Origin of the sequence: Klebsiella sp. C239 (assembly GCF_048822715.1) — a bacterium.
GTDB classification, from domain to species: domain Bacteria; phylum Pseudomonadota; class Gammaproteobacteria; order Enterobacterales; family Enterobacteriaceae; genus Klebsiella; species Klebsiella quasipneumoniae.
On record NZ_JBMEZK010000003.1, the window covers coordinates 304,892 to 331,318 of the forward strand.

The 26,427-nt window shown below is 59.9% G+C and carries 22 protein-coding genes; 16 read left to right on the top strand and 6 right to left on the bottom strand.

Annotated features, from left to right (window positions below; all coding sequences use genetic code 11):
- The first annotated feature begins 53 nt into the window (after positions 1 to 53).
- Positions 54 to 2,282 carry a siderophore enterobactin receptor FepA gene (gene fepA / locus ACOI6Z_RS10350; protein ID WP_048296999.1) on the top strand — a complete coding sequence of 743 codons (2,229 nt, stop codon included), beginning with the start codon at positions 54 to 56 and terminating at the stop codon, positions 2,280 to 2,282.
- 66 nt (positions 2,283 to 2,348) lie between these two features.
- Positions 2,349 to 2,978 carry an enterobactin synthase subunit EntD gene (entD, locus tag ACOI6Z_RS10355; RefSeq protein ID WP_101997186.1) on the top strand — a complete coding sequence of 210 codons (630 nt, stop codon included), beginning with the start codon at positions 2,349 to 2,351 and terminating at the stop codon, positions 2,976 to 2,978.
- Positions 2,979 to 3,012: 34 nt separating this feature from the next.
- Here the strand turns inward: entD and ACOI6Z_RS10360 are convergent, their stop codons facing one another.
- Both ACOI6Z_RS10360 and ACOI6Z_RS10365 read right to left on the bottom strand, forming a co-directional pair.
- On the bottom strand, positions 3,013 to 3,948 hold the full coding sequence (locus ACOI6Z_RS10360; RefSeq protein ID WP_049013966.1) for a transketolase family protein: 936 nt from the start codon (positions 3,946 to 3,948) through the stop codon (positions 3,013 to 3,015).
- On the bottom strand, positions 3,941 to 4,771 hold the full coding sequence (locus tag ACOI6Z_RS10365) for a transketolase (RefSeq protein WP_032455056.1): 831 nt from the start codon (positions 4,769 to 4,771) through the stop codon (positions 3,941 to 3,943). The genes ACOI6Z_RS10360 and ACOI6Z_RS10365 overlap by 8 nt, the downstream gene beginning before the upstream one ends.
- Positions 4,772 to 5,152: 381 nt before the next feature.
- On the opposite strand from ACOI6Z_RS10365, the gene ACOI6Z_RS10370 reads away from it, so the two are divergent.
- The 8 genes from ACOI6Z_RS10370 to ACOI6Z_RS10405 all read left to right on the top strand — a co-directional run bounded on the left by ACOI6Z_RS10370 (position 5,153) and on the right by ACOI6Z_RS10405 (position 14,094).
- Complete coding sequence (locus tag ACOI6Z_RS10370; protein WP_002893602.1) at positions 5,153 to 6,103, top strand: sugar-binding transcriptional regulator; 951 nt, start codon at positions 5,153 to 5,155, stop codon at positions 6,101 to 6,103.
- 347 nt (positions 6,104 to 6,450) lie between these two features.
- On the top strand, positions 6,451 to 7,971 hold the full coding sequence (locus tag ACOI6Z_RS10375) for an FGGY family carbohydrate kinase (RefSeq protein ID WP_023288770.1): 1,521 nt from the start codon (positions 6,451 to 6,453) through the stop codon (positions 7,969 to 7,971).
- A 160-nt stretch (positions 7,972 to 8,131) separates the two neighbouring features.
- Entirely contained in the window at positions 8,132 to 9,067 is a 936-nt protein-coding gene (locus ACOI6Z_RS10380; protein ID WP_023288769.1) for a D-ribose ABC transporter substrate-binding protein, read from the top strand.
- Positions 9,068 to 9,110: 43 nt separating this feature from the next.
- Positions 9,111 to 9,731, top strand: a complete 621-nt coding sequence (locus ACOI6Z_RS10385; RefSeq protein WP_032455053.1) for a DUF2291 family protein — start codon at positions 9,111 to 9,113, stop codon at positions 9,729 to 9,731.
- Position 9,732: 1 nt separating this feature from the next.
- Positions 9,733 to 11,277, top strand: coding sequence for a sugar ABC transporter ATP-binding protein (locus tag ACOI6Z_RS10390; RefSeq protein WP_023288767.1), 1,545 nt, complete (start codon positions 9,733 to 9,735; stop codon positions 11,275 to 11,277).
- 17 nt (positions 11,278 to 11,294) lie between these two features.
- The gene (locus tag ACOI6Z_RS10395; RefSeq protein ID WP_023288766.1) at positions 11,295 to 12,362 is read left to right on the top strand and encodes an ABC transporter permease; all 1,068 of its coding nucleotides are present in this window, start codon (positions 11,295 to 11,297) and stop codon (positions 12,360 to 12,362) included.
- Positions 12,363 to 12,422: 60 nt separating this feature from the next.
- Positions 12,423 to 13,220 carry an SDR family oxidoreductase gene (locus ACOI6Z_RS10400; RefSeq protein WP_040243511.1) on the top strand — a complete coding sequence of 266 codons (798 nt, stop codon included), beginning with the start codon at positions 12,423 to 12,425 and terminating at the stop codon, positions 13,218 to 13,220.
- Positions 13,221 to 13,308: 88 nt separating this feature from the next.
- The gene (locus ACOI6Z_RS10405; protein WP_048334340.1) at positions 13,309 to 14,094 is read left to right on the top strand and encodes an SDR family oxidoreductase; all 786 of its coding nucleotides are present in this window, start codon (positions 13,309 to 13,311) and stop codon (positions 14,092 to 14,094) included.
- A gap of 52 nt (positions 14,095 to 14,146) precedes the next feature.
- On the opposite strand, the gene ACOI6Z_RS10410 is transcribed toward ACOI6Z_RS10405, so the two are convergent.
- Positions 14,147 to 14,752 (bottom strand): glutathione S-transferase family protein, encoded by a 606-nt coding sequence (locus tag ACOI6Z_RS10410; protein ID WP_049013967.1) that lies wholly within the window; start codon positions 14,750 to 14,752, stop codon positions 14,147 to 14,149.
- Between the two features lie 253 nt (positions 14,753 to 15,005).
- Here ACOI6Z_RS10410 and ACOI6Z_RS10415 point away from each other — a divergent pair, with 253 nt between their 5' ends.
- Positions 15,006 to 15,899 (top strand): LysR substrate-binding domain-containing protein, encoded by an 894-nt coding sequence (locus ACOI6Z_RS10415; protein ID WP_065812457.1) that lies wholly within the window; start codon positions 15,006 to 15,008, stop codon positions 15,897 to 15,899.
- On the opposite strand, the gene ACOI6Z_RS10420 is transcribed toward ACOI6Z_RS10415, so the two are convergent.
- Entirely contained in the window at positions 15,896 to 17,152 is a 1,257-nt protein-coding gene (locus ACOI6Z_RS10420; RefSeq protein ID WP_420687270.1) for a mechanosensitive ion channel family protein, read from the bottom strand. The genes ACOI6Z_RS10415 and ACOI6Z_RS10420 overlap by 4 nt on opposite strands.
- Before the next feature lie 225 nt (positions 17,153 to 17,377).
- Here ACOI6Z_RS10420 and ivy point away from each other — a divergent pair, with 225 nt between their 5' ends.
- The gene (gene ivy, locus ACOI6Z_RS10425; RefSeq protein WP_023288761.1) at positions 17,378 to 17,824 is read left to right on the top strand and encodes an Ivy family C-type lysozyme inhibitor; all 447 of its coding nucleotides are present in this window, start codon (positions 17,378 to 17,380) and stop codon (positions 17,822 to 17,824) included.
- Between the two features lie 46 nt (positions 17,825 to 17,870).
- Here the strand turns inward: ivy and betT are convergent, their stop codons facing one another.
- Positions 17,871 to 19,904 (bottom strand): choline BCCT transporter BetT, encoded by a 2,034-nt coding sequence (gene betT, locus ACOI6Z_RS10430; protein WP_023288760.1) that lies wholly within the window; start codon positions 19,902 to 19,904, stop codon positions 17,871 to 17,873.
- Between the two features lie 128 nt (positions 19,905 to 20,032).
- On the opposite strand from betT, the gene betI reads away from it, so the two are divergent.
- From betI to betA, 3 genes are read left to right on the top strand one after another with little or no spacing between them, the layout of a single operon-like run.
- A complete protein-coding gene (gene betI / locus ACOI6Z_RS10435; RefSeq protein WP_023288759.1) occupies positions 20,033 to 20,620 on the top strand; it encodes a transcriptional regulator BetI in 588 nt (195 codons plus the stop codon).
- Positions 20,621 to 20,633: 13 nt separating this feature from the next.
- Positions 20,634 to 22,106 (top strand): betaine-aldehyde dehydrogenase, encoded by a 1,473-nt coding sequence (gene betB, locus ACOI6Z_RS10440; RefSeq protein ID WP_032455046.1) that lies wholly within the window; start codon positions 20,634 to 20,636, stop codon positions 22,104 to 22,106.
- Between the two features lie 13 nt (positions 22,107 to 22,119).
- On the top strand, positions 22,120 to 23,784 hold the full coding sequence (gene betA / locus ACOI6Z_RS10445) for a choline dehydrogenase (RefSeq protein ID WP_023288757.1): 1,665 nt from the start codon (positions 22,120 to 22,122) through the stop codon (positions 23,782 to 23,784).
- Positions 23,785 to 23,924: 140 nt separating this feature from the next.
- Here betA and ACOI6Z_RS10450 read toward each other — a convergent pair whose 3' ends face one another.
- Positions 23,925 to 24,620 (bottom strand): GNAT family N-acetyltransferase, encoded by a 696-nt coding sequence (locus ACOI6Z_RS10450; protein WP_044521523.1) that lies wholly within the window; start codon positions 24,618 to 24,620, stop codon positions 23,925 to 23,927.
- A 205-nt stretch (positions 24,621 to 24,825) separates the two neighbouring features.
- Between ACOI6Z_RS10450 and ACOI6Z_RS10455 the strand changes: the two genes are divergently transcribed.
- A complete protein-coding gene (locus ACOI6Z_RS10455; protein ID WP_032455044.1) occupies positions 24,826 to 26,394 on the top strand; it encodes an ABC transporter substrate-binding protein in 1,569 nt (522 codons plus the stop codon).
- Positions 26,395 to 26,427 lie beyond the last annotated feature (33 nt).

Consider the following 26,427-nt stretch of genomic DNA (forward strand, 5'->3'; position numbering starts at 1 on the left):
CCCGGTGGGAAGGGGCGTTTGGGGAACGTGGCGACAAAAAAGCAGGAATAACAATGAATAACAGGATCAAATCCCTGGCCTTGCTGGTCAATCTGGGAATTTACGGGGTTGCTTTTCCGTTAAGCGCAGCGGAAACCGCCACCGACGATAAAAACAGCGCCGCGGAAGAGACCATGGTGGTCACCGCCGCCGAGCAGAACCTGCAGGCGCCGGGCGTCTCCACCATCACCGCCGATGAGATCCGCAAACGTCCGCCGGCGCGCGACGTCTCGGAGATCATTCGCACCATGCCGGGGGTCAACCTGACCGGCAACTCCACCAGCGGCCAGCGCGGGAATAACCGCCAGATTGATATCCGCGGCATGGGCCCGGAAAACACCCTGATCCTGATCGACGGCAAGCCGGTCACCAGCCGCAACTCTGTGCGTCTCGGCTGGCGCGGCGAGCGCGACACCCGCGGCGACACCAGCTGGGTGCCGCCGGAGATGATCGAACGCATCGAAGTGATTCGCGGCCCGGCCGCCGCCCGCTACGGCAACGGCGCCGCCGGCGGCGTGGTGAATATCATCACTAAAAAAACCGGCGATGAGTGGCACGGCTCCTGGAACACCTATATGAACGCCCCGGAGCACAAAGACGAAGGCTCCACCAAGCGCACCAACTTCAGCCTCAGCGGCCCGCTGGGCGGCGATTTCAGCTTCCGCCTGTTCGGTAACCTCGACAAAACCCAGGCCGACGCCTGGGACATCAACCAGGGCCATCAGTCCGAACGTACCGGGATCTATGCCGACACCCTGCCGGCCGGGCGCGAAGGGGTAAAAAATAAAAACATCGATGGTCTGGTGCGCTGGGAATTCGCGCCGATGCAGTCGCTGGAGTTTGAGGCCGGCTACAGCCGCCAGGGCAACCTCTACGCAGGCGACACCCAGAACACCAACTCCAACGACCTGGTAAAAGAGAACTACGGCAAAGAGACCAACCGTCTGTACCGCAACACCTACTCGGTCACCTGGAACGGCGCCTGGGACAACGGGGTGACCACCAGCAACTGGGCGCAGTACGAACGTACCCGCAACTCGCGTAAAGGCGAAGGCCTGGCCGGGGGGACCGAGGGGATCTTCAACAGCAACCAGTTCACGGATATCGATCTGGCGGATGTGATGCTGCACAGCGAAGTCAGCATCCCGTTCGACTATCTGGTTAATCAGAACCTGACGCTGGGCAGCGAGTGGAACCAGCAGCGCATGAAGGATAAGGCCTCCAACACCCAGGCGCTGTCGGGGGGAGAAATTCCGGGCTACGACAGCACCGGCCGCAGCCCCTACTCGAAGGCGGAGATCTTCTCCCTGTTCGCTGAGAACAACATGGAGCTGACCGACACCACCATGCTGACCCCGGCGCTGCGTTTCGATCATCACAGCATCGTTGGCAACAACTGGAGCCCGTCCCTCAATCTGTCTCAGGGCCTGTGGGACGACTTCACGCTGAAGATGGGTATCGCCCGTGCCTATAAAGCGCCGAGCCTGTATCAGACCAACCCGAACTACATTCTCTACAGCAAAGGCCAGGGCTGCTACGCCAGTAAAGACGGCTGCTATCTGCAGGGGAATGAAGATTTAAAAGCCGAGACCAGCATCAACAAAGAGATTGGCCTCGAGTTTAAACGCGACGGCTGGCTGGCGGGCGTGACCTGGTTCCGCAACGATTACCGCAACAAGATTGAAGCTGGCTATGCTCCGGTCTATCAAAACGGTAAAGGTACCGATCTCTACCAGTGGGAAAACGTGCCGAAAGCGGTGGTGGAAGGCCTGGAAGGTACGCTGAACGTCCCGGTGAGCGAGACCGTGAACTGGACCAACAACATCACCTACATGCTGCAGAGTAAGAATAAAGAGACCGGCGATCGGCTGTCGATTATCCCGGAATACACGCTGAACTCCACGCTGAGCTGGCAGGTACGCGATGACGTTTCGCTGCAGTCGACCTTTACCTGGTACGGCAAACAGGAGCCGAAGAAGTACAACTACAAGGGTCAACCGGTCACCGGCAGCGAGAAGAACGAGGTCAGCCCCTACAGCATCCTCGGCCTGAGCGCGACCTGGGACGTGACCAAATACGTTAGTCTGACCGGCGGCGTGGATAACGTCTTTGACAAGCGCCACTGGCGCGCGGGCAACGCCCAGACCACCGGGGGCGCCACCGGCACGATGTACGGCGCCGGCGCCGAGACCTACAACGAATCGGGCCGCACCTGGTATATGAGCGTCAACACCCACTTCTGATAGCGGGTTCTCCCTCCCCCGCCCTTGCAGGATAAAGGGCGGGGACAACCGCGGTATACTTGCCTTATGCGCATTCTTCACTCCACCCTGCCGCTGGCCGGCTATCGCTTGCAGCACATCGACTTCGACCCGGCGACTTTTCAGGCTGCCGATCTGTTGTGGTTGCCCTATCACGCCAGCCTGAGCGGCTGGAGCCGCAAGCGGCAGGCGGAGCACCTGGCCGGGCGCATCGCCGCGGTGTACGCCCTGCGCGAGGTGGGAGAAAAACGGCCTCCCGCGATTGGCGATCGGCGCCAGCCGCTGTGGCCCGCGCCCTGGTTCGGTAGTATCAGCCACTGCGGCCAGCGCGCGCTGGCGGTGGTCGCCGACCGGCCGGTGGGCGTCGACATCGAGCGCCGGTTTACTCCACAGCTGGCGGCGGAGCTGGAGAGCAGCATTATCAACGAGGCGGAAAAAAAGGTGCTATTGCACTGCGGCCTGCCCTTCCCGCTGGCGCTGACGCTGGCCTTTTCGGCGAAAGAGAGTGGGTTTAAGGCGACGCCGACGGCAGGCCAGCGCGCGCTGGGGTTCACCGATTTTCAGATCGTGGAAATAACGGCAAGCACCTTAGCGCTTCGGTTTGCGGGGCAACGCTATCCGCTGTACTGGACAGCGTCGGAGGAGCAGGTCGTCACGTTTTGCGCATTGCAGCAGTAAACGCCCGCGCTACACGCGACGGGCGTTCAGACCATCAGCCCCTGTTTTGCACCCGGGCGACGATGGCGGCGGCATCAAACCCGTGGTGTTGGCGCATCCAGCCGCGATCGGCGGCGGCGGCGTACTCCCCGTCCGGGATCCCCAACCGCTGCAGGGTAATGCCCACGCCCGCTTCCGCCAGCACCTCGGCCACCAGGCTGCCCAGCCCGCCGTTGACGTTATGCTCTTCGACGGTGATCACCGCTTTGCACGGCTTCAGCGCCGCCAGCAGCGCGGCGGTATCGCAGGGGCGGATCGACGGCACGCTGACCACTTTCGCCTGAACGCCGAGGTCGGCAAGCTGCTGCGCCGCCTCCACTACCTCATGCACCGTCGAACCGGTCGCCACCAGTGCGACGTCCTCGCCTTCGCGCAGAGTCAGCACGGCGCCGGGTACAAAGCGATACGACTCGTCAAGCAGCTCCGGCAGCGCCTTGCCATCGAGGCGAATATAGACCGGCCCCTGATAAGCAAGGGCATAGTCGATAATCTGCCGACATTCGCGCGGCGTGGAGGGGGCGAAGATCTGGATATTGCCGAAGCCGCGCATCACCGCCAGATCGTCAATCGCATGGTGGGTGCTGGCCAGCGGACCGTAGCTGGCCCCGGCGTTAAGGCCAAACAGCTTCACGTTGGTGTTGTTGTAACAGACATCCACTTTGATTTGCTCATTGGCCCGCGAAATAAGAAACGGCGCGGCGTTACAGGTCACCGCCACTTTGCCGCCAAGCGCCAGACCGGCGGCGGTGCCGACCATACTCTGCTCAGCGATGCCGACGTTCACCAGCCGGCCGGGAAATTGCTTAATAAAGGGGGCGATTTTGGCCGTCGACGTGGAGTCGGCCACCACCGGCACCAGATCGACACCGCTTTCCACGGCGGCGATAAAGGCCTCGACCATGACGTTAGCCAGGTGTTCTGCATTACTCATCTTTCAGTTCCTCCAGCGCCAGAGCGATCTCTTCACCTTTCGGCACCCGGTGGTGCCACTCCGGGCGCCCCTGGATAAAGGAGATCCCCGCGCCTTTCGTGGTGTTGGCAATAATGACGTTTGGTTTACCCTTCTGCTGCAGCCCCTCGATGGCCGCGACCACCGAGGCCATATCGTTACCCTGGCATTCGCTGACCTCCATGCCGAAGGCGCGCCATTTGTCGGCCAGCGGATCGGTATTCATGATTTCGCGCGTCGGCCCGGCCAGCTGGAGGTTGTTCTTATCATTAATAATGACCAGGTTATCCAGCCCGTAGTGCGCCGCCGCCAGGGCGGCTTCCCAGTTACTGCCTTCCGCCAGTTCGCCATCGCCGGTGATCAAAAAAATGCGGCGGGTGCTGTTGCTTTTCTTCGCGGCCAGCGCCAGCCCCACCGCAACAGGCAAACCGTGGCCCAGCGCGCCGGTGTTCAGCTCAATACCCGGCGTTTTCTGCCGCACCGGGTGGCCAGGGAGATGGGAATTGGCATGCTGGTAAGTCTCCAGCCACTCCACCGGGAAGAAGCCGGCTTCCGCCAGGACGCAGTAGTAGCAGCCCACTGCGTGGCCTTTCGACTGGATGTAGATATCGCGCTGCGGGTCGTCGAGCCGATCCGCCGCCACGTTGAGGACCCGGAAATAGAGCGCGGTTAACAGTTCGACCTGCGAAAGGTCAGCCCCGGTGTGGCCGCCGGCCGGACTATTGGCGTTTAAGCGCACAATGTGGCGCCGCACCGCGCGGGCTTTACGCTCCAGCGTCTGAATATCAAATCTGTAGGGATTCATTTCACACCTCTGAATTTATTTTCAGCATGGAATATTTATTCCAGCAAGGACTAAAAAACCAGATATCCCTATGCCGGGTGGTAAGCCTTCTGCCACAGCGCCCTACTCAGGAACATTCTGCCTCCCGCTCCGGACTTAGCCCGGAGAAACACATTGACTTGAAATCGCCTTGAATATATATTCAATGATGATTCTTTATTCGATTATGACCTGGCTGTTTTGTTTTTGTCCATAGTCGATTTTGAGGATTGGCAAAAGTTAGACGCCTGTCACACTTAAGTGTGATTTTTTTTCGCGTATGATAGAAGCCTCTATACCCTAAATAAAATGGCTGCCGCTAAGCGCCTGAACACAGGCGATAAATGATTTTCGAGGATTAATATGGCTAAGCAGGATGAACAACGGCTATTGGTTAAGATTGCCACGCTTTACTACCTGGAAGGACGAAAGCAGTCTGATATCGCCCAACTTCTCTCGCTCTCACAGTCATTTGTCTCCCGCGCCATCACCCGCTGCCAGAAAGAGGGCGTCGTCAAAATCAGCGTCGTACAGCCGTCAAACATTTTTCTGAAGCTCGAAAAAGGGCTTGAGGATCGCTACGGTCTTAAGCAGGCGGTGGTGGTGGATACCGAAGAAGAGGCCAGCGATCATACCATTAAGCGGGCGATTGGCTCCGCCGCCGCCCACTATCTGGAAACCCGTCTGCGGCCAAAAGATCTGATTGGCGTCTCCTCCTGGAGCTCAACCATTCGCGCGATGGTCGATGAAGTTCATGCGCAGAACCTGAAGGCCAGCGGCGTGATCCAGCTGCTCGGCGGCGTCGGGCCCAACGGTAACGTGCAGGCGACGATTCTTACCCAGACCCTCGCCCAGCGCCTGAACTGCGACGCCTGGCTGCTGCCGTCGCAGAGCATTGAGGGATCCATGGAGGAGCGCAACCGGCTGCTGGCCAGCAAGGACGTCGCGGACGTGGTGTCGCGCTTTGACGAGGTGGATATCGCCATCGTCGGCATCGGCATTCTCGAACCCTCCCAGCTGCTGAAAACCTCCGGGAACTACTATCACGAAGATATGCTGCAGGTGCTGGCGGCGCGCGGCGCGGTGGGCGATATCTGCCTGCACTACTACGACAAAAACGGCCATCCGGTGTTACGCGATGATGAAGATCCGGTTATCGGCATGGCGCTTGAAAAGGTCAAAAAATGCCCGAACGTCGTCGCGCTGGCCGGCGGCACTGACAAAGTCGCGGCCATCAAAGGCGCCCTCACCGGCGGCTACATTGACGTTTTAATCACCGATTATCCTACCGCCCGCATGCTGGTCAGCGACTAACCTGCCGCGCTGTTTTTCCTCTCTGCCGCCCTGACGTGCTTTTTTAACCTCAGGGCTGGCTCTGTTAATACATTTAAATTCAATAATTTAGTCAACCAACCCAGCCGTCTGCCGCCGCTTTCGCCGATCGGCGAAATGTGATTGCCAGCACAATTGATGATTTTTCCGGTAGCCCGTCACCGGGTTTGTGGCTTAAGGTATCAAATAAATAATCACTATCGAATATATATTCAGTGATTAAAAAGATGATAACGAAATGTCACATCATGGCCTGCGTAGACGCATGAGACGGTGGAAAAGATCCCGTCTCCGCTGTTCCAGGACACCGGGTGACCGAGGAGAGCACGATGCAGGCGACAGCAAAAGAATTCATCATTGCCCTGGATGAAGGCACCACCAACGCCAAAGCGGTGGTGCTGGATAGCCGGGGTAAGGTTATCGTCAAATTCTCTCAGCCGCTGGCGATCCAAACGCCGCGCGACGGCTGGGTGGAGCAGTCGGGCGAGGCGCTGGTGGCCGCCTCGCTGGCGGTGATCGCCAGTGCGATAGCCCACGTCGGCGCGGAAAACGTCGCCGCGCTGGCCATCAGCAACCAGCGGGAAACCGCCATCGGCTGGTATCGCGACAGCGGCGAACCGATTAACGCGGCCATCACCTGGCAATGCACCCGCAGCGCCGCGTTCTGCGACACGCTGCGTCACGATCGTCAGGAACAGCGGATTAAACAGGCCACTGGCCTGCCGATCGCCCCGCTGTTCTCGGCCTCCAAAATGCGCTGGCTGCTGGATGCGACTGCCGATGGCCACCTGCGCGCCGAACGCGGCGAGATTTGCCTCGGCACCATCGACAGCTGGCTGCTGTGGAATCTGACCGCCGGAGACGCCTTCTGCTGCGACTACTCCAATGCCGCCCGTACCCAGTTGTTGAATCTGCACCGCGGCGAGTGGGACGACGAGATGCTGGCGCTGTTCGGCATTCCGCGCGCGGCGTTACCAGAAATTAAACCGTCGAGCGGCCTCTTCGGCCATACCAAAGGGCTGGCCGCCATTCCGGACGGTATTCCCATTATGGCGATGATCGGCGACTCCCACGCGGCGCTGTTCGGCCACGCGCTCGGCGAAGCGGGCTGCGTGAAAGCCACTTACGGCACCGGTTCATCGGTGATGGCGCCAGTCAAATCGGCGCAGTGCGATATCGAGGCGCTGGCGACCACTGTCGCCTGGCACGATGGCGACCAGCTGGTGTGGGGTCTGGAAGGTAATATTCCCCACACCGGCGATGCCGTCGCCTGGATGGCGGACAGCACTGGCCTGAGCGAGCTCTCTGCCGCCGAGCTGGCCCATGAGCTGAACACCCTTCCCGCCTCCGTTGATTCGACCCTCGGGGTGTACTTCGTGCCGGCGCTGACCGGCCTCGGCGCCCCCTGGTGGGACGACAGCGCCCGCGGCGTGATCTGCGGTCTGAGTCGCGGGGTGAAACGCGCGCATCTGATCCGCGCGGCGCTGGAATCCATCACCTATCAGATTGCCGACGTGGTGGTGGCGATGCGGCAACATGAAGAGTTCACTCTGACGGCGCTGATGGTGGACGGCGGGCCGACCAACAATGACTGGCTGATGCAATACCAGGCCGATCTGCTCGGCTGCCCGGTGATGCGCAGCGACGTACCGGAGCTGTCCGCCATCGGCGCGGCGTTGCTGGCGCGCAAAGCGCTCCATCCGGGGTCGACCGCCGACCTGCAGGCCTTCTTAACCGAACACAGCACCTTTCAGCCCGATATGGCCCGCCACCAGCGCTTGCAAACGCGCTGGCAGGAGTGGCGCCATGCGGTCGACCGAACATTATGGAAACCGGACTCGCCAGCCTGACCGCCAGACTGCGCGACGACATGCATTCACTTATCACAGGAGAAACCCGGCCCATAACGATATCGCTATCCCTGAATGTATTCAGGGGAAATTTCAGACCGTAAAAGCCTGCCCGCTCAGGGGCTCATTTGTTCGAATATAAAAATACAGGAACAGAGTCATGAAATTACGTAAAACCCTTTTAACCGCTGCTACCCTGACCGCCTTATCCTTTGCCGCGCACGCCGCGGAGAAAGGCACCATAATGATCATGGTCAACTCGCTGGATAACCCGTATTACGCCTCGGAAGCCAAAGGCGCCAGTGAAAAAGCGCAAGCTCTCGGCTATAAAACCACCGTGCTGTCCCATGGCGAAGATGTCAAAAAGCAGAATGAGCTTATCGACACCGCCATTGGTAAAAAGGTGCAGGGCATTATTCTTGATAACGCCGACTCCACCGCCAGCGTCGCCGCCATTGAAAAGGCCAAAAAAGCCGGCATTCCGGTGGTCTTAATTAACCGTGAAATTCCGGTTGATGATGTGGCGCTGGAACAAATTACCCACAATAACTTCCAGGCCGGCTCCGAGGTCGCCAACGTCTTCGTCGAGAAGATGGCGGAGAAAGGCAAATACGCCGAGCTGACCTGCAACCTCGCCGATAATAACTGCGTCACCCGTTCTAAATCTTTCCATCAGGTCATTGACCAGTATCCGGATATGGTCAGCGTAGCCAAACAGGATGCCAAAGGGACCCTGATCGACGGCAAGCGCATCATGGACAGCATTCTGCAGGCTCACCCGGACGTGAAAGGCGTGATCTGCGGCAACGGGCCGGTGGCCCTCGGCGCGATTGCGGCGCTGAAGGCGGCCAACCGCAGCGATGTGATCGTCGTCGGCATCGACGGCAGCAACGATGAGCGCGACGCCGTGAAGGCCGGCACCCTGCAGGCGACCGTGATGCTGCAGGCGCAGGCCATCGCCGCTCAGGGCGTCACCGATCTGGATAATTACCTGCAAAAAGGCGAAAAGCCGGCTAAACAGCGCGTGATGTTCCGCGGCATCCTGATTACTCAGGATAACGCCGATAAAGTCCAGGATTTCAACATTAAGTCCTGAGTTCGGGTGGTTGCGCCCCTGCGGGGGCGCAGAGGAGAGCATTATGTTTAAGAAAACCTGTCTGACGCTGGCCGTGCTGGCGCTTGGGGGCTGTCGCATCGTCTCGCAGCAGGAGCTGGCAGACCTGAAATCGCCGCCCAACCCGCATATGGCAAATATGGATAAAACCTGGCAGCAGAGCATCGTACCGCAGGTGGTGACGAAAGCGCGCCCGGCGGCGGAATTGATGAGCGCGCTCAAGGCGGCAAAAGACATTGATAGCGCCTGCAAAACCCTCGGCTACCGCGCGCAGGACGAAAACCCCTGCATCTTCTACGTCAAGGTTTCAGGTACTGTCAGCAAACTCGATACCGCCTCGCGCAGCGGCAAGATGACCCTGTCCGACCCCAGCGTCGGCAAGGTGACGGTGCAGATTGGCCCCACCCTGCGCGGCACCCAGCTGCGCGACGGCTACAGCGGCGCCAGCTATCAGGACTTTAATGACCAGGTGCTGTTCGGCGAGTACAGCAAGAATATCAACAGCCAGGCAGTCAAAATGATTCAGACCGCCAACCTCAAAACCGGCGACAGCGTGGAGGTCTACGGCGTCTTCTCGGCCTGGGATATTCCGCCAACTCTCCCGGAAATTACCCCGGCGAAAATCGTTCACGCGGGGGGGCAATAATATGGCGCCGCAAGAACTCGTCGCTCCCCAGCCCGCTGAGTCCGAAGTGATTATCGAAACCCGCGGCCTGTCACGCGTCTATCCCGGCGTGACCGCCCTGGATAATGTCAATTACCGGGTCTATCGAAATAAGGTCAACGTGCTGATCGGAGAAAATGGTGCGGGTAAATCCACCATGATGAAAATGCTTGCCGGTGTGGAAACGCCCTCCTCCGGGCAAATTATTCTCGATGGCGAAGCGGTTTCATTACATTCGACTCATCAGGCAGAAAAACTCGGCATCAGCATTATTTTCCAGGAGCTGAATTTATTTCCCAATATGAATGTGATGGACAACATCTTCATGGCAAATGAATTCTTTCAGAAAGGACGCATCAACGAAAAATACCAGTACGCGCTGGCCAAATCGCTGCTGGAGCGACTGGAGCTGGATGTCGATCCCTACACCCCGCTGGGCGAACTCGGTATCGGCCACCAGCAGTTAGTCGAGATTGCCCGCGCGCTGTCGAAAGACACCCGGGTGCTGATCATGGACGAACCCACCTCGGCGCTCAGCCAGTCTGAGGTGAAAGTGCTGTTCAAGGTGATCGCGCAGCTTAAGCGCCGCGGGGTGACCATTATCTATATCTCGCATCGCCTCGAAGAGCTGATGGAGATCGGCGACAACATCACCATTTTCCGCGACGGTCGCTTTATCAGCGAGCGTCACGTCAGCGACGCCAGCGTGCCGTGGATCATTGAGCAGATGGTCGGCGATAAGAAAAAACACTTTGATTATCAACCGGCGCCAAAAGGCAACGCGGTGCTTGACGTCAAGGGGCTGACCGCGCTGCATCCCAGCGGCGGCTACAAGCTCAATGACGTTACCTTCACTCTTAGCAAAGGTGAAGTGATCGGCATTTACGGCCTGCTGGGGGCCGGACGCACCGAGCTGTTTAAAGGTCTGGTGGGGCTGATGCCCTGCCAGCGCGGCGAGGTGCATCTCAACGGCGAAAGCATCGGCAAATCACGCTTTCAGCAGCGTCTGAAAAAGGGGCTGGCGCTGGTGCCGGAGGACCGCCAGGGCGAAGGCGTGGTGCAGATGATGTCGATTCAGGCCAACATGACGCTCTCTGATTTCAGCCTGCAGGGGTTTCGCCGCGCCTGGCGCTGGTTGAATCCGCAAAAAGAAGAGACCTGCGTGAAAACGATGATCCAGCAGCTGGCGATCAAGGTCAGCGACGCCAATTTGCCCATCACCTCGCTGAGCGGCGGTAATCAACAAAAAGTGGTGCTGGGTAAAGCGCTGATGACCCAACCGCAGGTGGTGTTCCTCGACGAACCGACGCGCGGCATCGACGTCGGCGCGAAAACCGACGTCTATCACCTGATCGGCAAAATGGCCCAGCAGGGGCTGGCGGTGATGTTTTCATCTTCAGAGCTGGATGAGGTGATGGCCCTGGCCGACCGCATCCTGGTGATGGCCGATGGCCGCATTACCGCCGATCTACCGCGTCATGCGGTGACCCGCGAACAGTTAATCGCGGCTTCAACACCTCAAGATTAATCAGGCTGGAATCCATCATGAACCAGAAATATATGATTTATATGTACCTGCTGAAGGCCCGCACCTTTATCGCCCTGCTGCTGGTGATCGCATTCTTCAGCGTGATGGTACCCAACTTCCTGACCGCCTCTAACCTGCTGATCATGACCCAGCACGTGGCGATCACCGGCCTGCTGGCCATCGGCATGACGCTGGTCATTCTCACCGGCGGCATTGATTTGTCCGTCGGCGCGGTGGCGGGGATCTGCGGCATGGTGGCGGGCGCGCTGCTGACCAACGGCCTGCCGCTGTGGAACGGCGACATCCTCTTCTTTAACGTCCCGGAAGTGATCCTCTGCGTGGCGATCTTCGGCGTACTGGTCGGCCTGGTGAACGGCGCGGTGATCACCCGCTTCGGCGTGGCGCCGTTTATCTGCACCTTAGGCATGATGTACGTCGCCCGCGGCTCCGCGCTGCTGTTTAACGACGGGAGCACCTACCCCAATCTCAACGGTATGGAAGCGCTGGGCAACACCGGTTTCGCCACCCTCGGCTCCGGCACTCTGCTCGGCGTCTATCTTCCCATCTGGCTGATGATCGGCTTCCTGGTGCTGGGCTACTGGCTGACCACCAAAACGCCGCTTGGCCGCTACATCTACGCCATCGGCGGCAATGAGTCCGCCGCCCGCCTTGCCGGCGTGCCGATTGTGAAAGCGAAAATATTCGTCTATGCCTTCTCCGGCCTGTGCGCGGCCTTTGTCGGCCTGATCGTCGCATCACAGCTGCAAACCGCGCACCCGATGACCGGCAACATGTTTGAGATGGACGCCATCGGCGCCACCGTGCTCGGCGGCACCGCGCTGGCCGGCGGCCGTGGTCGGGTGACCGGCTCGATTATCGGCGCCTTCGTGATCGTCTTCCTTGCCGACGGCATGGTGATGATGGGCGTCAGCGACTTCTGGCAGATGGTGATCAAAGGCGTGGTGATCGTTACCGCCGTGGTCGTCGACCAGTTCCAGCAGAAGCTGCAGAGCAAGGTCATCCTGATGCGCCGCCATGAGGAGAAACTGGCCGCCCTCCCCCCCAACGGCGCCACCTCCAGCTAACCGGCAACGATTCACATCTTCCGCCGGGCCTGGTGCCCGGCTCAGCGAAAGGGAAAAAATATGCAACGAGATTTCCAGAACAAAACGGTGGTGATCACCGGCGCCTGCCGCGGCATTGGCGCGGGTATTGCCGAACGCTTCGCCCGCGACGGCGCGAACCTGGTGATGGTCTCCAACGCCGAGCGCGTTCATCAGACCGCCGAAACCCTGCGTCAGCGCTATCAGGCGGATATTTTATCGCTGCAGGTCGATGTCACCGACGAAGCCCAGGTGCAGGGGCTGTATGAGCAGGCCGCCGCCCGCTTCGGCACCATTGACGTCTCGATTCAAAACGCCGGGGTCATCACCATTGATTACTACGATCGGATGCCAAAAGCCGATTTCGAGAAAGTGCTGGCGGTCAATACCACCGGCGTCTGGCTATGCTGCCGCGAGGCGGCCAAATATATGGTGAAACAGAACCACGGCAGCCTGATCAACACCTCATCCGGCCAGGGGCGTCAGGGCTTCATCTACACCCCGCACTATGCCGCCAGCAAGATGGGCGTGATCGGCATTACCCAAAGCCTGGCCCACGAGCTGGCGCCGTGGAATATCACCGTCAACGCCTTCTGCCCGGGCATTATTGAAAGCGAAATGTGGGATTACAACGACCGCGTGTGGGGCGAAATTCTCAGCACCGAGCAGAAGCGCTACGGCAAAGGCGAGCTGATGGCGGAGTGGGTTGAAGGCATTCCGATGAAGCGCGCAGGCAAGCCGGAAGATGTCGCCGGCCTGGTGGCGTTTCTCGCCTCCGACGACGCCCGCTATCTCACCGGACAGACCATTAATATCGATGGCGGTTTGATTATGTCCTGAGCACGGTAGCCCGGATTAGGCGCGACGCGCCGCTATCCGGGACGTCAGGCTCCCGACGTTCGACACTATATTGAAGAGAATAATCATTATGATCGGTAAAGACTTTGCACAACAGCTGTTTAGCCTGCAGGATCGCGTCGCCTTCGTTACCGGCGCCGGCAGCGGCATTGGCCAGACTATCGCCTGCAGTCTCGCCAGCGCCGGCGCGCGGGTGGTCTGTTTTGATCTTCGCGACGACGGCGGGCTGGCGGAAACGGTCAGTCATATTGAATCTATCGGCGGCCAGGCCTGCGCCTACACCGGCGACGTCCGCCAGCTGGCCGACCTGCGCGCCGCCGTCGCGCTGGCCAAAAGCCGCTTTGGCCGCCTCGACATCGCCGTCAACGCCGCCGGGATCGCCAACGCCAATCCGGCGCTGGTGATGGAGAGCGAGCAATGGCAGCGGGTGATCGATATCAATCTCACCGGGGTGTGGAATTCCTGCAAAGCGGAAGCGGAACTGATGCTGGAGTCCGGCGGCGGGTCGATTATCAACATCGCCTCGATGTCGGGGATTATCGTTAACCGCGGCCTCGACCAGGCGCATTACAACTGCTCCAAAGCCGGCGTGATCCATCTGTCGAAAAGCCTGGCGATGGAGTGGGTGGACAAAGGGATCCGCGTCAATTCCATCAGCCCGGGATATACCGCCACGCCGATGAATACCCGCCCGGAGATGGTGCACCAGACCCGCGAGTTTGAAAGCCAGACGCCGATGCAGCGGATGGCGAAGGTGGAAGAGATGGCCGGCCCGGCGCTGTTCCTCGCCAGCGACGCCGCCTCGTTCTGCACCGGCGTAGACCTGGTGGTCGACGGCGGGTTTGTCTGCTGGTGATCCTCTCCTGCTTCAGGGCGCCACGCTGCGGCGCCCCTCGCCATCCCCGCCGTTAACTCAGCGGATACTGTTGAAACGCCGGCAGCGCCTCTCCTTTCTCCGCCAGCGCGCGGATATGCGGAAACGCCGTTGCCGGCACCACCGTCGGGATCATCAACTGGATAAAGGACCAGACCACCGTGCTGGTGACCAACACCTGGTCCGGCTGCGCGGCGGCAACGCGGTCTGCCAGCCGGGCGTCCCATTCCCGACAGGCGGCGAGCAGTTGACCGGTCACCCGGGCTATCCACGGCTGATGCTGCTTCTCCTCCGGCCGCAGACGGTGCTCATAAACATGCTGGACCGCTTTTTCACTGGCGGCGAGGATCACCCCCAGCAGGTGCAGGTCGCGGGCCAGCGCCTCGGGATGCGCGGGAAGCAGCCGGCGTCCGGCGGGATGGGTCGTTTCGAAATAGTGGAGGATCAGCGTGGAGTCCATCAGCTGTGTCCCGTCATCGAGAACCACCGTCGGCGCCTTGACCACCGGATTAATACGGGAGAATTTATCAAAGCCGCTAAAGACCGATAGCGGCAGGCTCTCGAATTCCACGCCATAGAGCGCCAGAGAAACCGCCACGCGTCTTACATAAGGTGAATCCATCATACCAATGAGTTTCATCGTCACTCCTGCCTGCGATAAAGGGGTTGCTGGCTTACCTTACTGGAAAACCCGCCCCGCGAATATCAGGGGATGCTTACCCCAAAGGTTAGAAAAACTAACAAATTGGCGCCACGGGATAGTCCGCCTGTCTCCCCTGTGCTATACCGACTGAGAGCGCCTGAAGTCCGTCCACTGTCTGATCGCGGCGGCTTTAAACCCGCTAACCCGGTAGTAACGTTAACGTATTGACGTCCTGACAAGAGAGATGACCATGGCAGATTTTCCCCCTGTCGCCAGCCTGCGCAGCTTTGAGGCGGTGGCGCGCCTCGGCAGCGTGACGCAGGCCGCCCATGAGATGAGCGTGACCCATTCGGCGGTCAGCCAGCACATCAAACAGCTGGAAGCCCTGGTCGGCGTCACACTGTTTGTCCGCCACGGCCGCGGGGTGCGCATCACGGAAGAGGGGCGGCTTTATACCCTGCAAATCCGCGAGGCGTTACAGCACATCGCCGACGCCACGCGGATGGTGCAGATCAAACCCCGCACGATGGAACTGACCCTGGCGACGCTCCCCTCCTTTGGCTGCCACTGGCTGCTGCCGCGGCTGGCGCGCTTTCAGGCGCGGCATCCGCAGATCGCGGTGCGCCTGCTGACCAGCCTGGCGGTGGTCAACCTGCAGCAGGAGGGTATCGATCTGGCCATTCGCATGGGGCAAGGCGACTGGGAGGGGATGGAAAGCCGACATCTGTTTGCCGATGAACAGCTGGTGGTGGCCGCGCCGCACTATCGCGGCGGCGACCTGCCGACCACCCCGCAGGCGATCGCCGCCAGCGATATCGTTTTTTCCATGGAGTCCTGGAACGCCTGGTGCAGCCAGGCGGGGCTGGAAAAGACAATCATTCCTGCGGGCCTGCGCCTGAACGACTCCAACCTGGTGCTGGAGGCGGTTCGCCTGGGAGCGGGCGTGGCGCTGGAGCGGCGCTCGCTGGTGGCGGGGGCGATAGCCCGCGGCGAGCTGGTGCAGCTCACCGCCGTCACCGTCCCCTACCCCTGGCACTACTGGCTGACCGTCTCCCCGCAGGCGGAGAACCGCCCGGAAGTCGCCCGGTTCATCGCCTGGCTGGAGGAGGAGATCGCCCTCTGGCGCCAGCAGCTCAGCGCTTAGCCTTCCGCCGACGGCGGCAGGCCCGCCCGGGCGGCGTGCTCCTGGGAGAGACGCCAGAAATCGTGCCCGGCGGGATACTGATAGAGGCGCAGGGAAAATTGCCCGGCCACCGCGGTAATGTACTCAAATATCGCCGACTGGGTATTCTCGTAGTCTTTCCACAGCGTCGAAGAGGTGAAGCAGTAAATCTCCAGCGGGATGCCCCACGGCGACGGTTTCAGCGTCCTCGCCACAATATACATCTCCTTAATAATATCCGGTCGCTCGGCGAGATAGTGCATCAGGTAGTGGCGAAACAGGGTCAGGTTGGTCAGGCCGTTATCGACAAACCAGCGGTCCGCCACGCCGCCGGGATCCCGACCGTCAAGCAGCGTGGTCAGAGGCTCGCTTACCCCGCGGATAGTCAGCATCGAGGAGAGCATCTCCTGGTTGAGAAAACGCACCGAGTGCTGATCGATGGCGATACTGCGCATGATCCGCCGCGCCCCGGAGGAGAACATCGCCTGCCAGTTGGTATAGGTCTCGGTGAGGAAATTCTTGGTGGGAATACGGGAAATGGTATTGTCCCAGTTACGGATGGTAATGGTGTGCAGCGCGATATCCGTCACCTCACCGCTGAGGTTTTTGTCAGGCATTTCAATCCAGTCCCCCAGCTGGAGCACGTCGTTGGACGACAGCTGAACGTTCGCCACCAGCGACAGCAGGGTATGCTGGAAGACGATCATCAGCACCGCCGCCACCGCCCCGAGACTGGAGATAATAATGATCGGCGATTTGTTCGACATCACGGCGAGGATCATAATCGCCGCCAGGATGTGGACTAAGATTTTGCCTATCTGGATATAGCCCTTAATGGAATGATTTTTACGTTTGGTTTTTCGCAGATAAGAGCTGTTGACAATATCCAGCATCTCGTTGAAAAACACCGACATAAAAATAAAAAACAAGATCCCGCAGATGGTATTAATCGCCGTCACCAGCGATGCCGGCATCGCTGGCATAAACTGCAGAACGTAATAGACGATAATAACCGGAATGAAATTGGACAACTTTTCGGCGATGCGTCGATCCTTCTCCAGCGGCACGTCCTGTTTATGGCTGCCAAAGAAGACCTTACGCACCACTTTAATCAGCAAGAACTTGCATAAAAGGTGGGCAAATATGCCAGAGAGCAGCAGCAGAATAAGGTTAAATCCCACCGCCAGCGCCGGATTACTCTCAATAAACGTCAGTAGATGATTCACATACGCCATGCTTTATCGCCTGAATAACTATGCCATTTCGCTAACTGCTTTATCACAAGGGCATATATTGGAAAATTTTAATCAATCCGCATCATGGCATATCGCTTAGCGTAACGTCCATGCGCGCACCGCTGCTAATCATTCGCGGGATTTATGTCATAGTTTGCATTAATCATTATCTACGCTCACTATAAAGAGGCTTGTTATGAGGACGGAATAAGTCCAGGAGGAAACATGTTTAAAACGCTTACCGCTATTATCGCCTTAGCCGCCTCCGCCAGCGTCATGGCGCAAGGCGACGTCACGCTGAACAGTCTGGCCCACGATACCGCCACCCGGGCGTCGTTTAACCAGATGGTCAAAGGCCATCAGCTGCCCGCCTGGGTGACCACCGGCGGCACCGGTTCGCCGGCGCAGACGGTGAAGCTGGGTAGCGAATCCTGGCAGGTGTTAAGCGCCTGCAAACCCCACGACTGCGGCCATGAGCGTATCGCGGTGATCTGGTCGGAAAAAACCAAACAGATGTCAGGCGTTTACTCGGTGGTCGATGAAAAAACCGACCAGGAGAAGCTGACCTGGCTTAACGTCAGCGACGCCCTGTCCATTGATGGCAAAACCGTGCTGTTTGCCGCCCTCAGCGGCAGCCTCGACAACCATCCGGACGCTTTTAACTACCAGTAACAGCCCGTCGCCCCCGTCAGTCTTTCCCCGACGGGGGCTCCCCTGACTAGCCATCCGGGAACATCACGCTGTTCCCCGGCGCTTCCCTGTGCAGATGGATAAAGTTCAGGTGCCGCTCGTACTGGTCGAGAATATCGGTGATCACCTGCTCTTTGCTGTAGTCCATCAGGTCGTTACCCTGGCTGCCCTCCAGCAGGAAGGTCTCCAGCCGGTAATAGGTGGATTTCCCGCTGCGCGCCCGATAGGTAAAGCCCGGCACCGAGTACTGCTGCGGCCAGATCTTGTAGATAAAGTTCTGCTCGTCGCCCATGTGCACCAGCAGATCGAGGTGACCAAGGTTCTCGCCCTCTTCCGGCGGCAGGCTCTTCAGTTCCACCGCGGCGCCGCGCAGCCGAAGCTCCTGGGCAACCTCCTCCATCGCCGGGAAGCACACCGTCTCCATCATCTGTTTGGTATAGCGCGTGCCCGGGTAATTCATCAGCCGCGACAGGCGCTTCTTCCAGCTCAGCCGATCCTGCAGGCCGAGCGGGCGCGGGGCAGTGTCGCGGCTGGCGCTGACCCGGCGGTAATCTTCCACCTTCAGGGACTTATACAGTCCGGCCATCACAAAGAAAATCACAAAGCTGAACGGCAGCCCCATGATCACCGTGGTGTTCTGCAGCGCCGAGATGCCGTTGGTCATCAGCATCCCGAGGGTCAACAGACCGATAGCCACCGACCAGAAGATGCGCAGCCAGTTCGGGGAGTCGCTGTTGATGTCCTTCAGCTTCGAGGTAAAGTTTCCCAGCACCAGCGCGCCGGAGTCGGCAGAGGTGACGTAGAACAGCAGACCGGTAATGGTCGCCACCGACGCGCTAAAGGTAAACGCCGGATACTGCGCCAGCAGGCTGTAGAAGCCGCGCTCCGGGTGGAGCATCGCCTCCCCGGCAAAGGCCGCGTCGCCGTGGATGATCTCATACAGCGCGCTGTTGCCGAACACCGACAGCCACAGCAGGGTAAAGGTGAACGGAATAATCAGGGTGCCCATCACAAACTGGCGGATGGTGCGCCCGCGCGAAATGCGCGCCAGGAACAGGCCAACGAACGGCGACCAGGCCACCCACCACGCCCAGAAAAAGAGCGTCCAGTTGTTCATCCACTCCACCGGGCGGTCGAAGGCGAAGCTGTTCAGCGTCATGCCCATAAAGCGGTTGACGTAGTCGCCGACGTTCAGCACTAACGCATTGAGCAGGAAGGAGGTATCGCCCATGAACAGCACGAACAGGATCAGCCCCAGCGCGAGCGCGACGTTCAGCTCGGAGAGCACGCGGATGCCCTTGTCCACCCCGGAGGTGACCGAGATGGTGGCGATGATCACCGACAGCGCTATCAGGGCCGCCTTCGCCGCCAGCGAGTCAGGAATATCGAACAGCACGCTCAGACCGTAGTTGAGCTGCACCACGCCAATGCCGAGGGTGGTGGCGATGCCGAAGATGGTGCCGATCACCGCCGCGATATCGACGCTGTGGCCGATGGGGCCATTAATCTTCTTCCCGAAGATAGGATAGAGCGCCGAGCGGATGGTGAGCGGCAAATTATAACGATAGCTAAAGTATCCCAGCGCCATGCCCATCAGGGCATACATCGACCAGCCGGTGAGTCCGTAGTGGAATAGCGTCCACACCATCGCCTGGCGCGCCGCTTCGATGGTCTGCCCCGCCCCTTCCGGCGGCTGCATATATTGCGTCACCGGTTCGGCGACCGAGAAGAACATCAGGTCGATGCCGATCCCGGCGGCGAACAGCATCGCCGCCCAGCTCAGCAGGCTGAACTCGGGCTTAGACTGCTCCGGCCCGAGCTTCACCGAGCCGAAGCGCGAACAGGCAATGCAGACGACGAAGACGATATACAGCGTCGCCGCCAGCAGATAGTACCAGCCGAAGGTTTTCGACACCCAGTCCAGGGTGCGCCCAATCCACTCGGCAGAAAAATCGCGAAAAAATATCGTCATCAGGGAAAACAACAAAATCAGTCCGGCCGAGGTATAAAAAACCACCGGATTGATTTTGTCCTTTTCTCTGTTTTGCGAAAGATCTGTCATCCAGTATCCCCACTGTTTTTGTAACTATTAAAATTCAATAACGTAACAATTAAGACACATTTTATATTGAACGTCCAATCAAAAACCGCTTTAATAGTTAACCAACGCTGATGAATGGAGTGGCAAAAATGCCCAAACTGGGGATGCAGCCAATCCGGCGCAGGCAACTGATCGACGCCACGCTGGACGCAATAAATGAAGTCGGAATGCACGACGCGACCATCGCGCAGATCGCCCGGCGGGCGGGCGTATCGACGGGGATCATCAGTCACTATTTCAAAGACAAAAATGGTCTGCTGGAAGCGACCATGCGCGACATCACCAGCCAGCTGCGCGACGCGGTGCTTAACCGTCTGCACGCCCTGCCGGACGGCAGCGCCGGAGAGCGTCTGCAGGCGATAGTCGGCGGCAACTTTGATGAGACGCAGATCAGCAGCGCGGCGATGAAGGCCTGGCTGGCCTTCTGGGCCAGCAGCATGCACCAGCCGATGCTCTACCGCCTGCAGCAGGTGAGCAGCCGCCGCCTGCTGTCAAACCTGGTGTACGAGTTCCGCCGCGAGCTGCCGCGCGAGCAGGCCCAGGAGGCCGGCTACGGGCTGGCGGCGCTGATAGACGGCCTGTGGCTGCGGGCGGCGCTCAGCGGCAAACCGCTGGATAAGACGCTGGCGCAGTCGCTGACCAGCCACTTTATTCGTCAGCATTTACCGAACCCATAACCGAGGAGGCGTTATGTCCCGAATGGCAGAACAGCAGCTTTATATTAATGGTGGTTATACATCGGCCACCAGCGGTCGCACCTTCGAGACCATCAACCCTGCCACTGGCGAGGTGCTGGCGACCGTTCAGGCTGCCGGACGCGAGGATGTCGACCGCGCCGTTGAGAGCGCGCGGCGCGGGCAAAAAATCTGGGCGGCGATGACCGCCATGGAACGCTCGCGCATCCTGCGTCGCGCCGTCGATATCCTGCGCGAGCGCAACGACGAGCTGGCAAAGCTGGAAACCCTCGACACCGGTAAAGCGTATTCCGAAACCTCAACCGTGGACATCGTCACCGGCGCCGACGTGCTGGAGTATTACGCGGGGCTGATCCCGGCGCTGGAAGGCAGTCAGATCCCCCTGCGCGAGACGTCGTTCGTTTACACCCGCCGCGAACCGCTGGGCGTGGTGGCCGGGATCGGCGCGTGGAACTATCCGATCCAGATCGCCCTGTGGAAATCGGCGCCAGCGCTGGCCGCCGGCAATGCAATGATTTTCAAACCGAGCGAAGTCACCCCGCTCACCGCCCTCAGGCTGGCGGAAATTTACAGCGAAGCGGGCCTGCCGGACGGGGTGTTTAACGTCCTGCCGGGCGTGGGTGCGGAGACCGGCCAGTACCTGACTGAACATCCGGGCATCGCTAAAGTCTCCTTTACCGGCGGCGTCGCCAGCGGCAAAAAGGTGATGGCCAACTCCGCAGCCTCATCGCTGAAAGAGGTCACCATGGAGCTGGGCGGTAAATCGCCGCTGATTATTTTCGACGATGCGGATCTCGATCTCGCGGCCGACATCGCCATGATGGCCAACTTCTTCAGCTCCGGCCAGGTGTGCACCAACGGCACCCGCGTGTTCGTCCCCGCGAAGGTTAAGGCGGCGTTTGAGCAGAAAATCGTTGAGCGCGTGGGCCGCATCCGCGCGGGCGATCTGTTCGATGAAACCACCAACTTTGGCCCGCTGGTCAGCTTCCCGCACCGTGACAATGTGCTGCGCTACATCGCCAAAGGCAAAGCAGAAGGCGCGCGCCTGCTGTGCGGCGGCGACGTGCTGAAGGGCGAAGGCTTTGACAACGGCGCATGGGTGGCCCCGACGGTGTTTACCGACTGCACCGATGAGATGACCATCGTGCGCGAGGAGATCTTCGGCCCGGTGATGTCCATCCTCAGCTACGCGTCCGAAGAAGAAGCGATCCGCCGCGCCAACGATACCGACTACGGTCTGGCGGCGGGTATCGTCACTGCCGACCTGAACCGCGCCCACGGCGCCATTCATCAGCTGGAAGCCGGCATCTGCTGGATCAACAGCTGGGGGGAATCCCCGGCGGAGATGCCGGTCGGCGGCTATAAGCACTCCGGTATTGGCCGCGAGAACGGCGTGATGACCCTGCAGAGTTACACCCAGGTGAAGTCCATCCAGGTTGAGATGGGTAAATTCCAGTCCATATTTTAACCGGGAGGTTTTTTTGCAATTTGACTACATCATTATTGGCGCCGGCTCCGCCGGCAACGTTCTGGCGACACGACTGACTGAAGATCCAAACACCACCGTCCTGCTGCTGGAGGCCGGCGGCCCGGACTACCGGTTCGACTTCCGCACCCAAATGCCCGCCGCGCTGGCTTACCCGCTGCAGGGCAAACGCTACAACTGGGCCTACGAGACCGAACCGGAGCCCTATATGAACCACCGCCGCATGGAGTGCGGGCGCGGCAAAGGGCTCGGCGGCTCCTCGCTGATTAACGGCATGTGCTACATTCGCGGCAACGCTCTGGACCTCGATAACTGGGCCGCCGCCCCGGGACTGGAACACTGGAGCTATCTCGACTGCCTGCCCTACTACCGGAAAGCGGAAACCCGCGATATCGGGCCCAACGACTATCACGGCGGCGATGGCCCGGTGAGCGTCACCACGCCGAAGCCGGGCAATAATCCGCTCTTCGAGGCGATGGTTGAAGCCGGAGTGCAGGCGGGGTATCCGCGCACCGACGATCTCAACGGCTACCAACAGGAAGGCTTTGGTCCGATGGACCGCACCGTGACGCCGCAGGGCCGTCGCGCCAGCACCGCCCGCGGCTATCTCGACCAGGCGCGCGGTCGCCCCAACCTGACCATCCGCACCCATGCGCTGACCGATCACATTATTTTTTCCGGCAAGCGCGCGGTGGGCGTCGAGTGGCTGGAGGGGGAAAGCACTATCCCGTCAAAAGCGACGGCCAACAAAGAGGTGCTGCTGTGCGCCGGGGCGATTGCCTCGCCGCAGATCCTGCAGCGCTCCGGCGTCGGCAACCCCGAGCTGCTCAGGCAGTTCGATATCCCGGTGGTCCACGATCTTCCCGGCGTGGGTGAGAATCTGCAGGACCATCTGGAGATGTACCTGCAGTACGAGTGCAAAGAGCCGGTGTCGCTCTACCCGGCGCTGCAGTGGTGGAACCAGCCGAAGATCGGCGCCGAATGGCTGTTCGGCGGCACCGGGATCGGCGCCAGCAACCAGTTCGAAGCAGGCGGTTTTATCCGCAGCCGCGCAGAGTTCGCCTGGCCGAACATTCAGTACCATTTCCTGCCGGTGGCGATTAACTACAATGGCTCCAACGCGGTGAAAGAGCATGGCTTCCAGTGCCACGTCGGCTCGATGCGTTCCCCCAGCCGCGGCCACGTGCGTCTGAAGTCGCGCGACCCACACGCCCATCCGGCGATCCTGTTTAACTATATGTCCCATGAGCAGGACTGGCAGGAGTTCCGCGACGCCATTCGCATCACCCGGGAGATCATGAACCAGCCGGCGCTGGATAAGTATCGCGGCCGCGAAATCAGCCCGGGTATTGACTGCCAGAGCGATGCCGAGCTGGATGAGTTTGTGCGCAACCACGCCGAGACCGCGTTCCACCCGTGCGGGACCTGTAAGATGGGTTACGACGAAATGGCGGTGGTCGACGGCGAAGGCCGGGTCCACGGTCTGGAAGGCGTGCGGGTGGTCGATGCGTCAATTATGCCGCAGATCATCACCGGCAACCTGAACGCCACCACCATTATGATCGGCGAGAAGATGGCTGACGCCATTCGCGGCCGCCAGCCGCTGCCGCGCAGTACCGCGGCGTATTATGTCGCTGGCGACGCGCCGGTTCGCCGCTAATCGTTTAGGCCGGACGGCGGCTATGCCTTGCCCGGCCTACGGTCCGGGCGGCCAGCGGTTAATGTAGCCACTTACGCCACCGGTATCGGCGGCGTCAAAATCGCAGAGGCGTTCCCGGAAGGTCGGGACAGCCTCTGATGTTAGCGAAACGCCTCCAGGCGTTTGATCTGCCGCCCGTCGGCAGTAAAGTTTTCCGCCGCCAGCCATGCCCGCAGCGCCGCATCGCGCGCAGGCCACTCGCCATCGATGATGGACAGCATATCGCTGTCGCGCGTCCGCCCTTTGCGCACCAGCCTCTGCCGCAGGCGCCCTTCCCAGCTAAAGCCCAGCCGCTCGGCGGCCCGGCGCGAGGCGACATTCATCGAATCGCATTTCCACTCCAGCCGACGGTAGCCATGATCAAAGCCGTTCTTCAGCAACAGCCAGACCGCTTCGGTACCCAGCGGGGTGTTTTTCATCCGTCGCGACCAGGTGACATGGCCGATCTCAACCGTGCCCATTTCCCGTTCGATCGCCATATAGCTGACGATACCCACCGCCTGCTCGCTACGCAGGTCAATCACCGCGTACGGCACCAGGGCATCATCATTCACCTTGCCCGCGATCCAGTGGGCGGTCGCCGCCACGCTCTCCGGCCGCGTAGACGCCAGCCACGTCCAGTCGCTGTTGTCGCCGAGCGCATAGGCGGCAAACAGATCCGCCGCATGACGGTCAACGTCCAGCGGCTCCAGTCGACAAAAACGGCCATTTAACGCCGTTCGCCGCAGGACTCGCGCCCCCTGCCAGCCAGGGACAAGGTCGTTCACCTGCTGGCCAAACTCATTGATTTCCGGCACACCCACCTCCTCGCAATAGACAATGCGTTATAGCAAGAAGCCAGCAGCGGAGAAAGGCGCTTCTGCACGCCTGGCAATAACCTGTCGTTCTTGATTATGCGTTTTTAGCATAAGGATATCCTTATTTTGACTTTACGCCTTTTGGCAAGCGGCCTAACGTAGCGAAGCATAAAAAATTAAAATAACCATTTTTCAGGGATTGCATATGACCAAGAAACTGTTGCCTTTACTGGTACTGACGGCGCTCTCCGCCGCCGCGCATGCCGCCACGCCGCCCAACACGCTGGTGGTCGCCCAGGGTCTCGACGATATCGTCAGCCTCGACCCGGCGGAAGCGAACGAACTCTCCAGCATTCAGACGGTGCCCAGCCTCTACCAGCGTCTGGTACAGCCAGACCGCAACAACCCTGAAAAAATCGTACCGATCCTCGCCGAAAGCTGGCAGGCCGACCCGGCGGCGAAAACCCTGACCATTAAACTGAAGCCGGATGCCAAATTCGCCTCCGGTAATCCACTGCGCCCGGAAGATGTGATTTTCTCTTACACCCGCGCGGTGACGCTGAATAAATCGCCGGCGTTTATTCTCAACGTGCTCGGCTGGCAGCCGGACAACATCGCCAGCCAGCTGAAAAAGGTTGACGACCATACCCTGACGCTGCACTGGACTGCCGACGTCAGCCCGGCGGTGGCGCTGAATATTCTCTCCACCCCCATCGCCTCCATCGTTGATGAAAAACAGGTGGCGCCGAACGCGAAAAATAACGACTTCGGCAACGACTGGCTGAAGATGCACTCGGCGGGCAGCGGCGCCTATAAAATGCGCGTCTACCAGCCGCATCAGGCCATCGTGCTGGAAGCCAACGCCAGCTCCCCCACCGGCGCGCCGAAGATCAAGAGCATCATTATTAAAAACGTCCCCGACCCGGCTTCCCGCCGCCTGCTGATCCAGCAGGGGGATGCCGACGTGGCGCGCGATCTCGGCGCTGACCAGATTGCCGCCCTGCAAGATAAACCCGGCGTGAAGGTGCTGAGCATCCCGTCCGCCGAGCAGAACTATCTGGTGTTTAATACCGCCAACAGCGCCAACCCGCTGCTCAATAATCCGGCCTTCTGGGAGGCGGCGCGCTGGCTGGTCGATTATGAGGGCATTACCAAAAATCTGCTGAAAGGCCAGTACTTTATTCACCAAAGCTTCCTGCCGGCCGGCCTGCCGGGGGCGCTGGAGACCAATCCATTCGCCTTCGACCCGCAAAAAGCTAAGGCTATCCTTGATAAAGCGGGCATTAAGGATGCGCACTTCACCCTCGACGTGGAGAACAAACCGCCGTTTATCACCATCGCCCAGTCGCTGCAGGCCAGCTTTGCCCAGGGCGGGGTGAAGGTAGATCTCCTGCCGGCCGCCGGCAGCCAGGTCTATGCCCGGGTGCGCGCGAAGCAGCATCAGGCGGCGATCCGCCTGTGGATCCCGGACTACTTTGATGCCCATTCCAACGCCAGCGCCTTCGCGTGGAACGATGGTAAATCCAGCACCGTGGCCGGGCTCAACGGCTGGCAGATCCCTGAGCTGAATAAAGCCACTCTCGCCGCGGTGGCGGAGCCGGACCCGGCAAAACGCCTCGACCTGTACAAAACGATGCAGGAAACCCTGCTGCAGCATTCGCCATACGTTTTTATTGACCAGGGGAAAACCCAGATCGTGGTGCGCGATAACGTGAAGGGCTATCAGCAGGGGCTGAACGCCGACATGGTCTGGTACGATAACGTGACCAAGTAAGCGGGTTATGTTACCGGGCACGGCGGTCTCGCC

Excerpts from the sequence above, each read along its gene's own strand:
- ACOI6Z_RS10415 (WP_065812457.1), top strand. The coding sequence starts at position 15,006 with ATGGCAGATTTTCCCCCTGTCGCCAGCCTGCGCAGCTTTGAGGCGGTG.
- ACOI6Z_RS10375 (WP_023288770.1), top strand. The coding sequence starts at position 6,451 with ATGCAGGCGACAGCAAAAGAATTCATCATTGCCCTGGATGAAGGCACC.
- fepA (WP_048296999.1), top strand. The coding sequence starts at position 54 with ATGAATAACAGGATCAAATCCCTGGCCTTGCTGGTCAATCTGGGAATT.
- ACOI6Z_RS10420 (WP_420687270.1), bottom strand. The coding sequence starts at position 17,152 with ATGGCGTATGTGAATCATCTACTGACGTTTATTGAGAGTAATCCGGCG.
- ACOI6Z_RS10410 (WP_049013967.1), bottom strand. The coding sequence starts at position 14,752 with ATGAAACTCATTGGTATGATGGATTCACCTTATGTAAGACGCGTGGCG.
- ACOI6Z_RS10380 (WP_023288769.1), top strand. The coding sequence starts at position 8,132 with ATGAAATTACGTAAAACCCTTTTAACCGCTGCTACCCTGACCGCCTTA.
- betB (WP_032455046.1), top strand. The coding sequence starts at position 20,634 with ATGTCCCGAATGGCAGAACAGCAGCTTTATATTAATGGTGGTTATACA.
- ivy (WP_023288761.1), top strand. The coding sequence starts at position 17,378 with ATGTTTAAAACGCTTACCGCTATTATCGCCTTAGCCGCCTCCGCCAGC.
- ACOI6Z_RS10395 (WP_023288766.1), top strand. The coding sequence starts at position 11,295 with ATGAACCAGAAATATATGATTTATATGTACCTGCTGAAGGCCCGCACC.
- ACOI6Z_RS10365 (WP_032455056.1), bottom strand. The coding sequence starts at position 4,771 with ATGAATCCCTACAGATTTGATATTCAGACGCTGGAGCGTAAAGCCCGC.
- ACOI6Z_RS10360 (WP_049013966.1), bottom strand. The coding sequence starts at position 3,948 with ATGAGTAATGCAGAACACCTGGCTAACGTCATGGTCGAGGCCTTTATC.
- betT (WP_023288760.1), bottom strand. The coding sequence starts at position 19,904 with ATGACAGATCTTTCGCAAAACAGAGAAAAGGACAAAATCAATCCGGTG.
- ACOI6Z_RS10370 (WP_002893602.1), top strand. The coding sequence starts at position 5,153 with ATGGCTAAGCAGGATGAACAACGGCTATTGGTTAAGATTGCCACGCTT.
- ACOI6Z_RS10390 (WP_023288767.1), top strand. The coding sequence starts at position 9,733 with ATGGCGCCGCAAGAACTCGTCGCTCCCCAGCCCGCTGAGTCCGAAGTG.
- ACOI6Z_RS10405 (WP_048334340.1), top strand. The coding sequence starts at position 13,309 with ATGATCGGTAAAGACTTTGCACAACAGCTGTTTAGCCTGCAGGATCGC.
- ACOI6Z_RS10400 (WP_040243511.1), top strand. The coding sequence starts at position 12,423 with ATGCAACGAGATTTCCAGAACAAAACGGTGGTGATCACCGGCGCCTGC.
- ACOI6Z_RS10385 (WP_032455053.1), top strand. The coding sequence starts at position 9,111 with ATGTTTAAGAAAACCTGTCTGACGCTGGCCGTGCTGGCGCTTGGGGGC.
- ACOI6Z_RS10455 (WP_032455044.1), top strand. The coding sequence starts at position 24,826 with ATGACCAAGAAACTGTTGCCTTTACTGGTACTGACGGCGCTCTCCGCC.
- betI (WP_023288759.1), top strand. The coding sequence starts at position 20,033 with ATGCCCAAACTGGGGATGCAGCCAATCCGGCGCAGGCAACTGATCGAC.
- entD (WP_101997186.1), top strand. The coding sequence starts at position 2,349 with ATGCGCATTCTTCACTCCACCCTGCCGCTGGCCGGCTATCGCTTGCAG.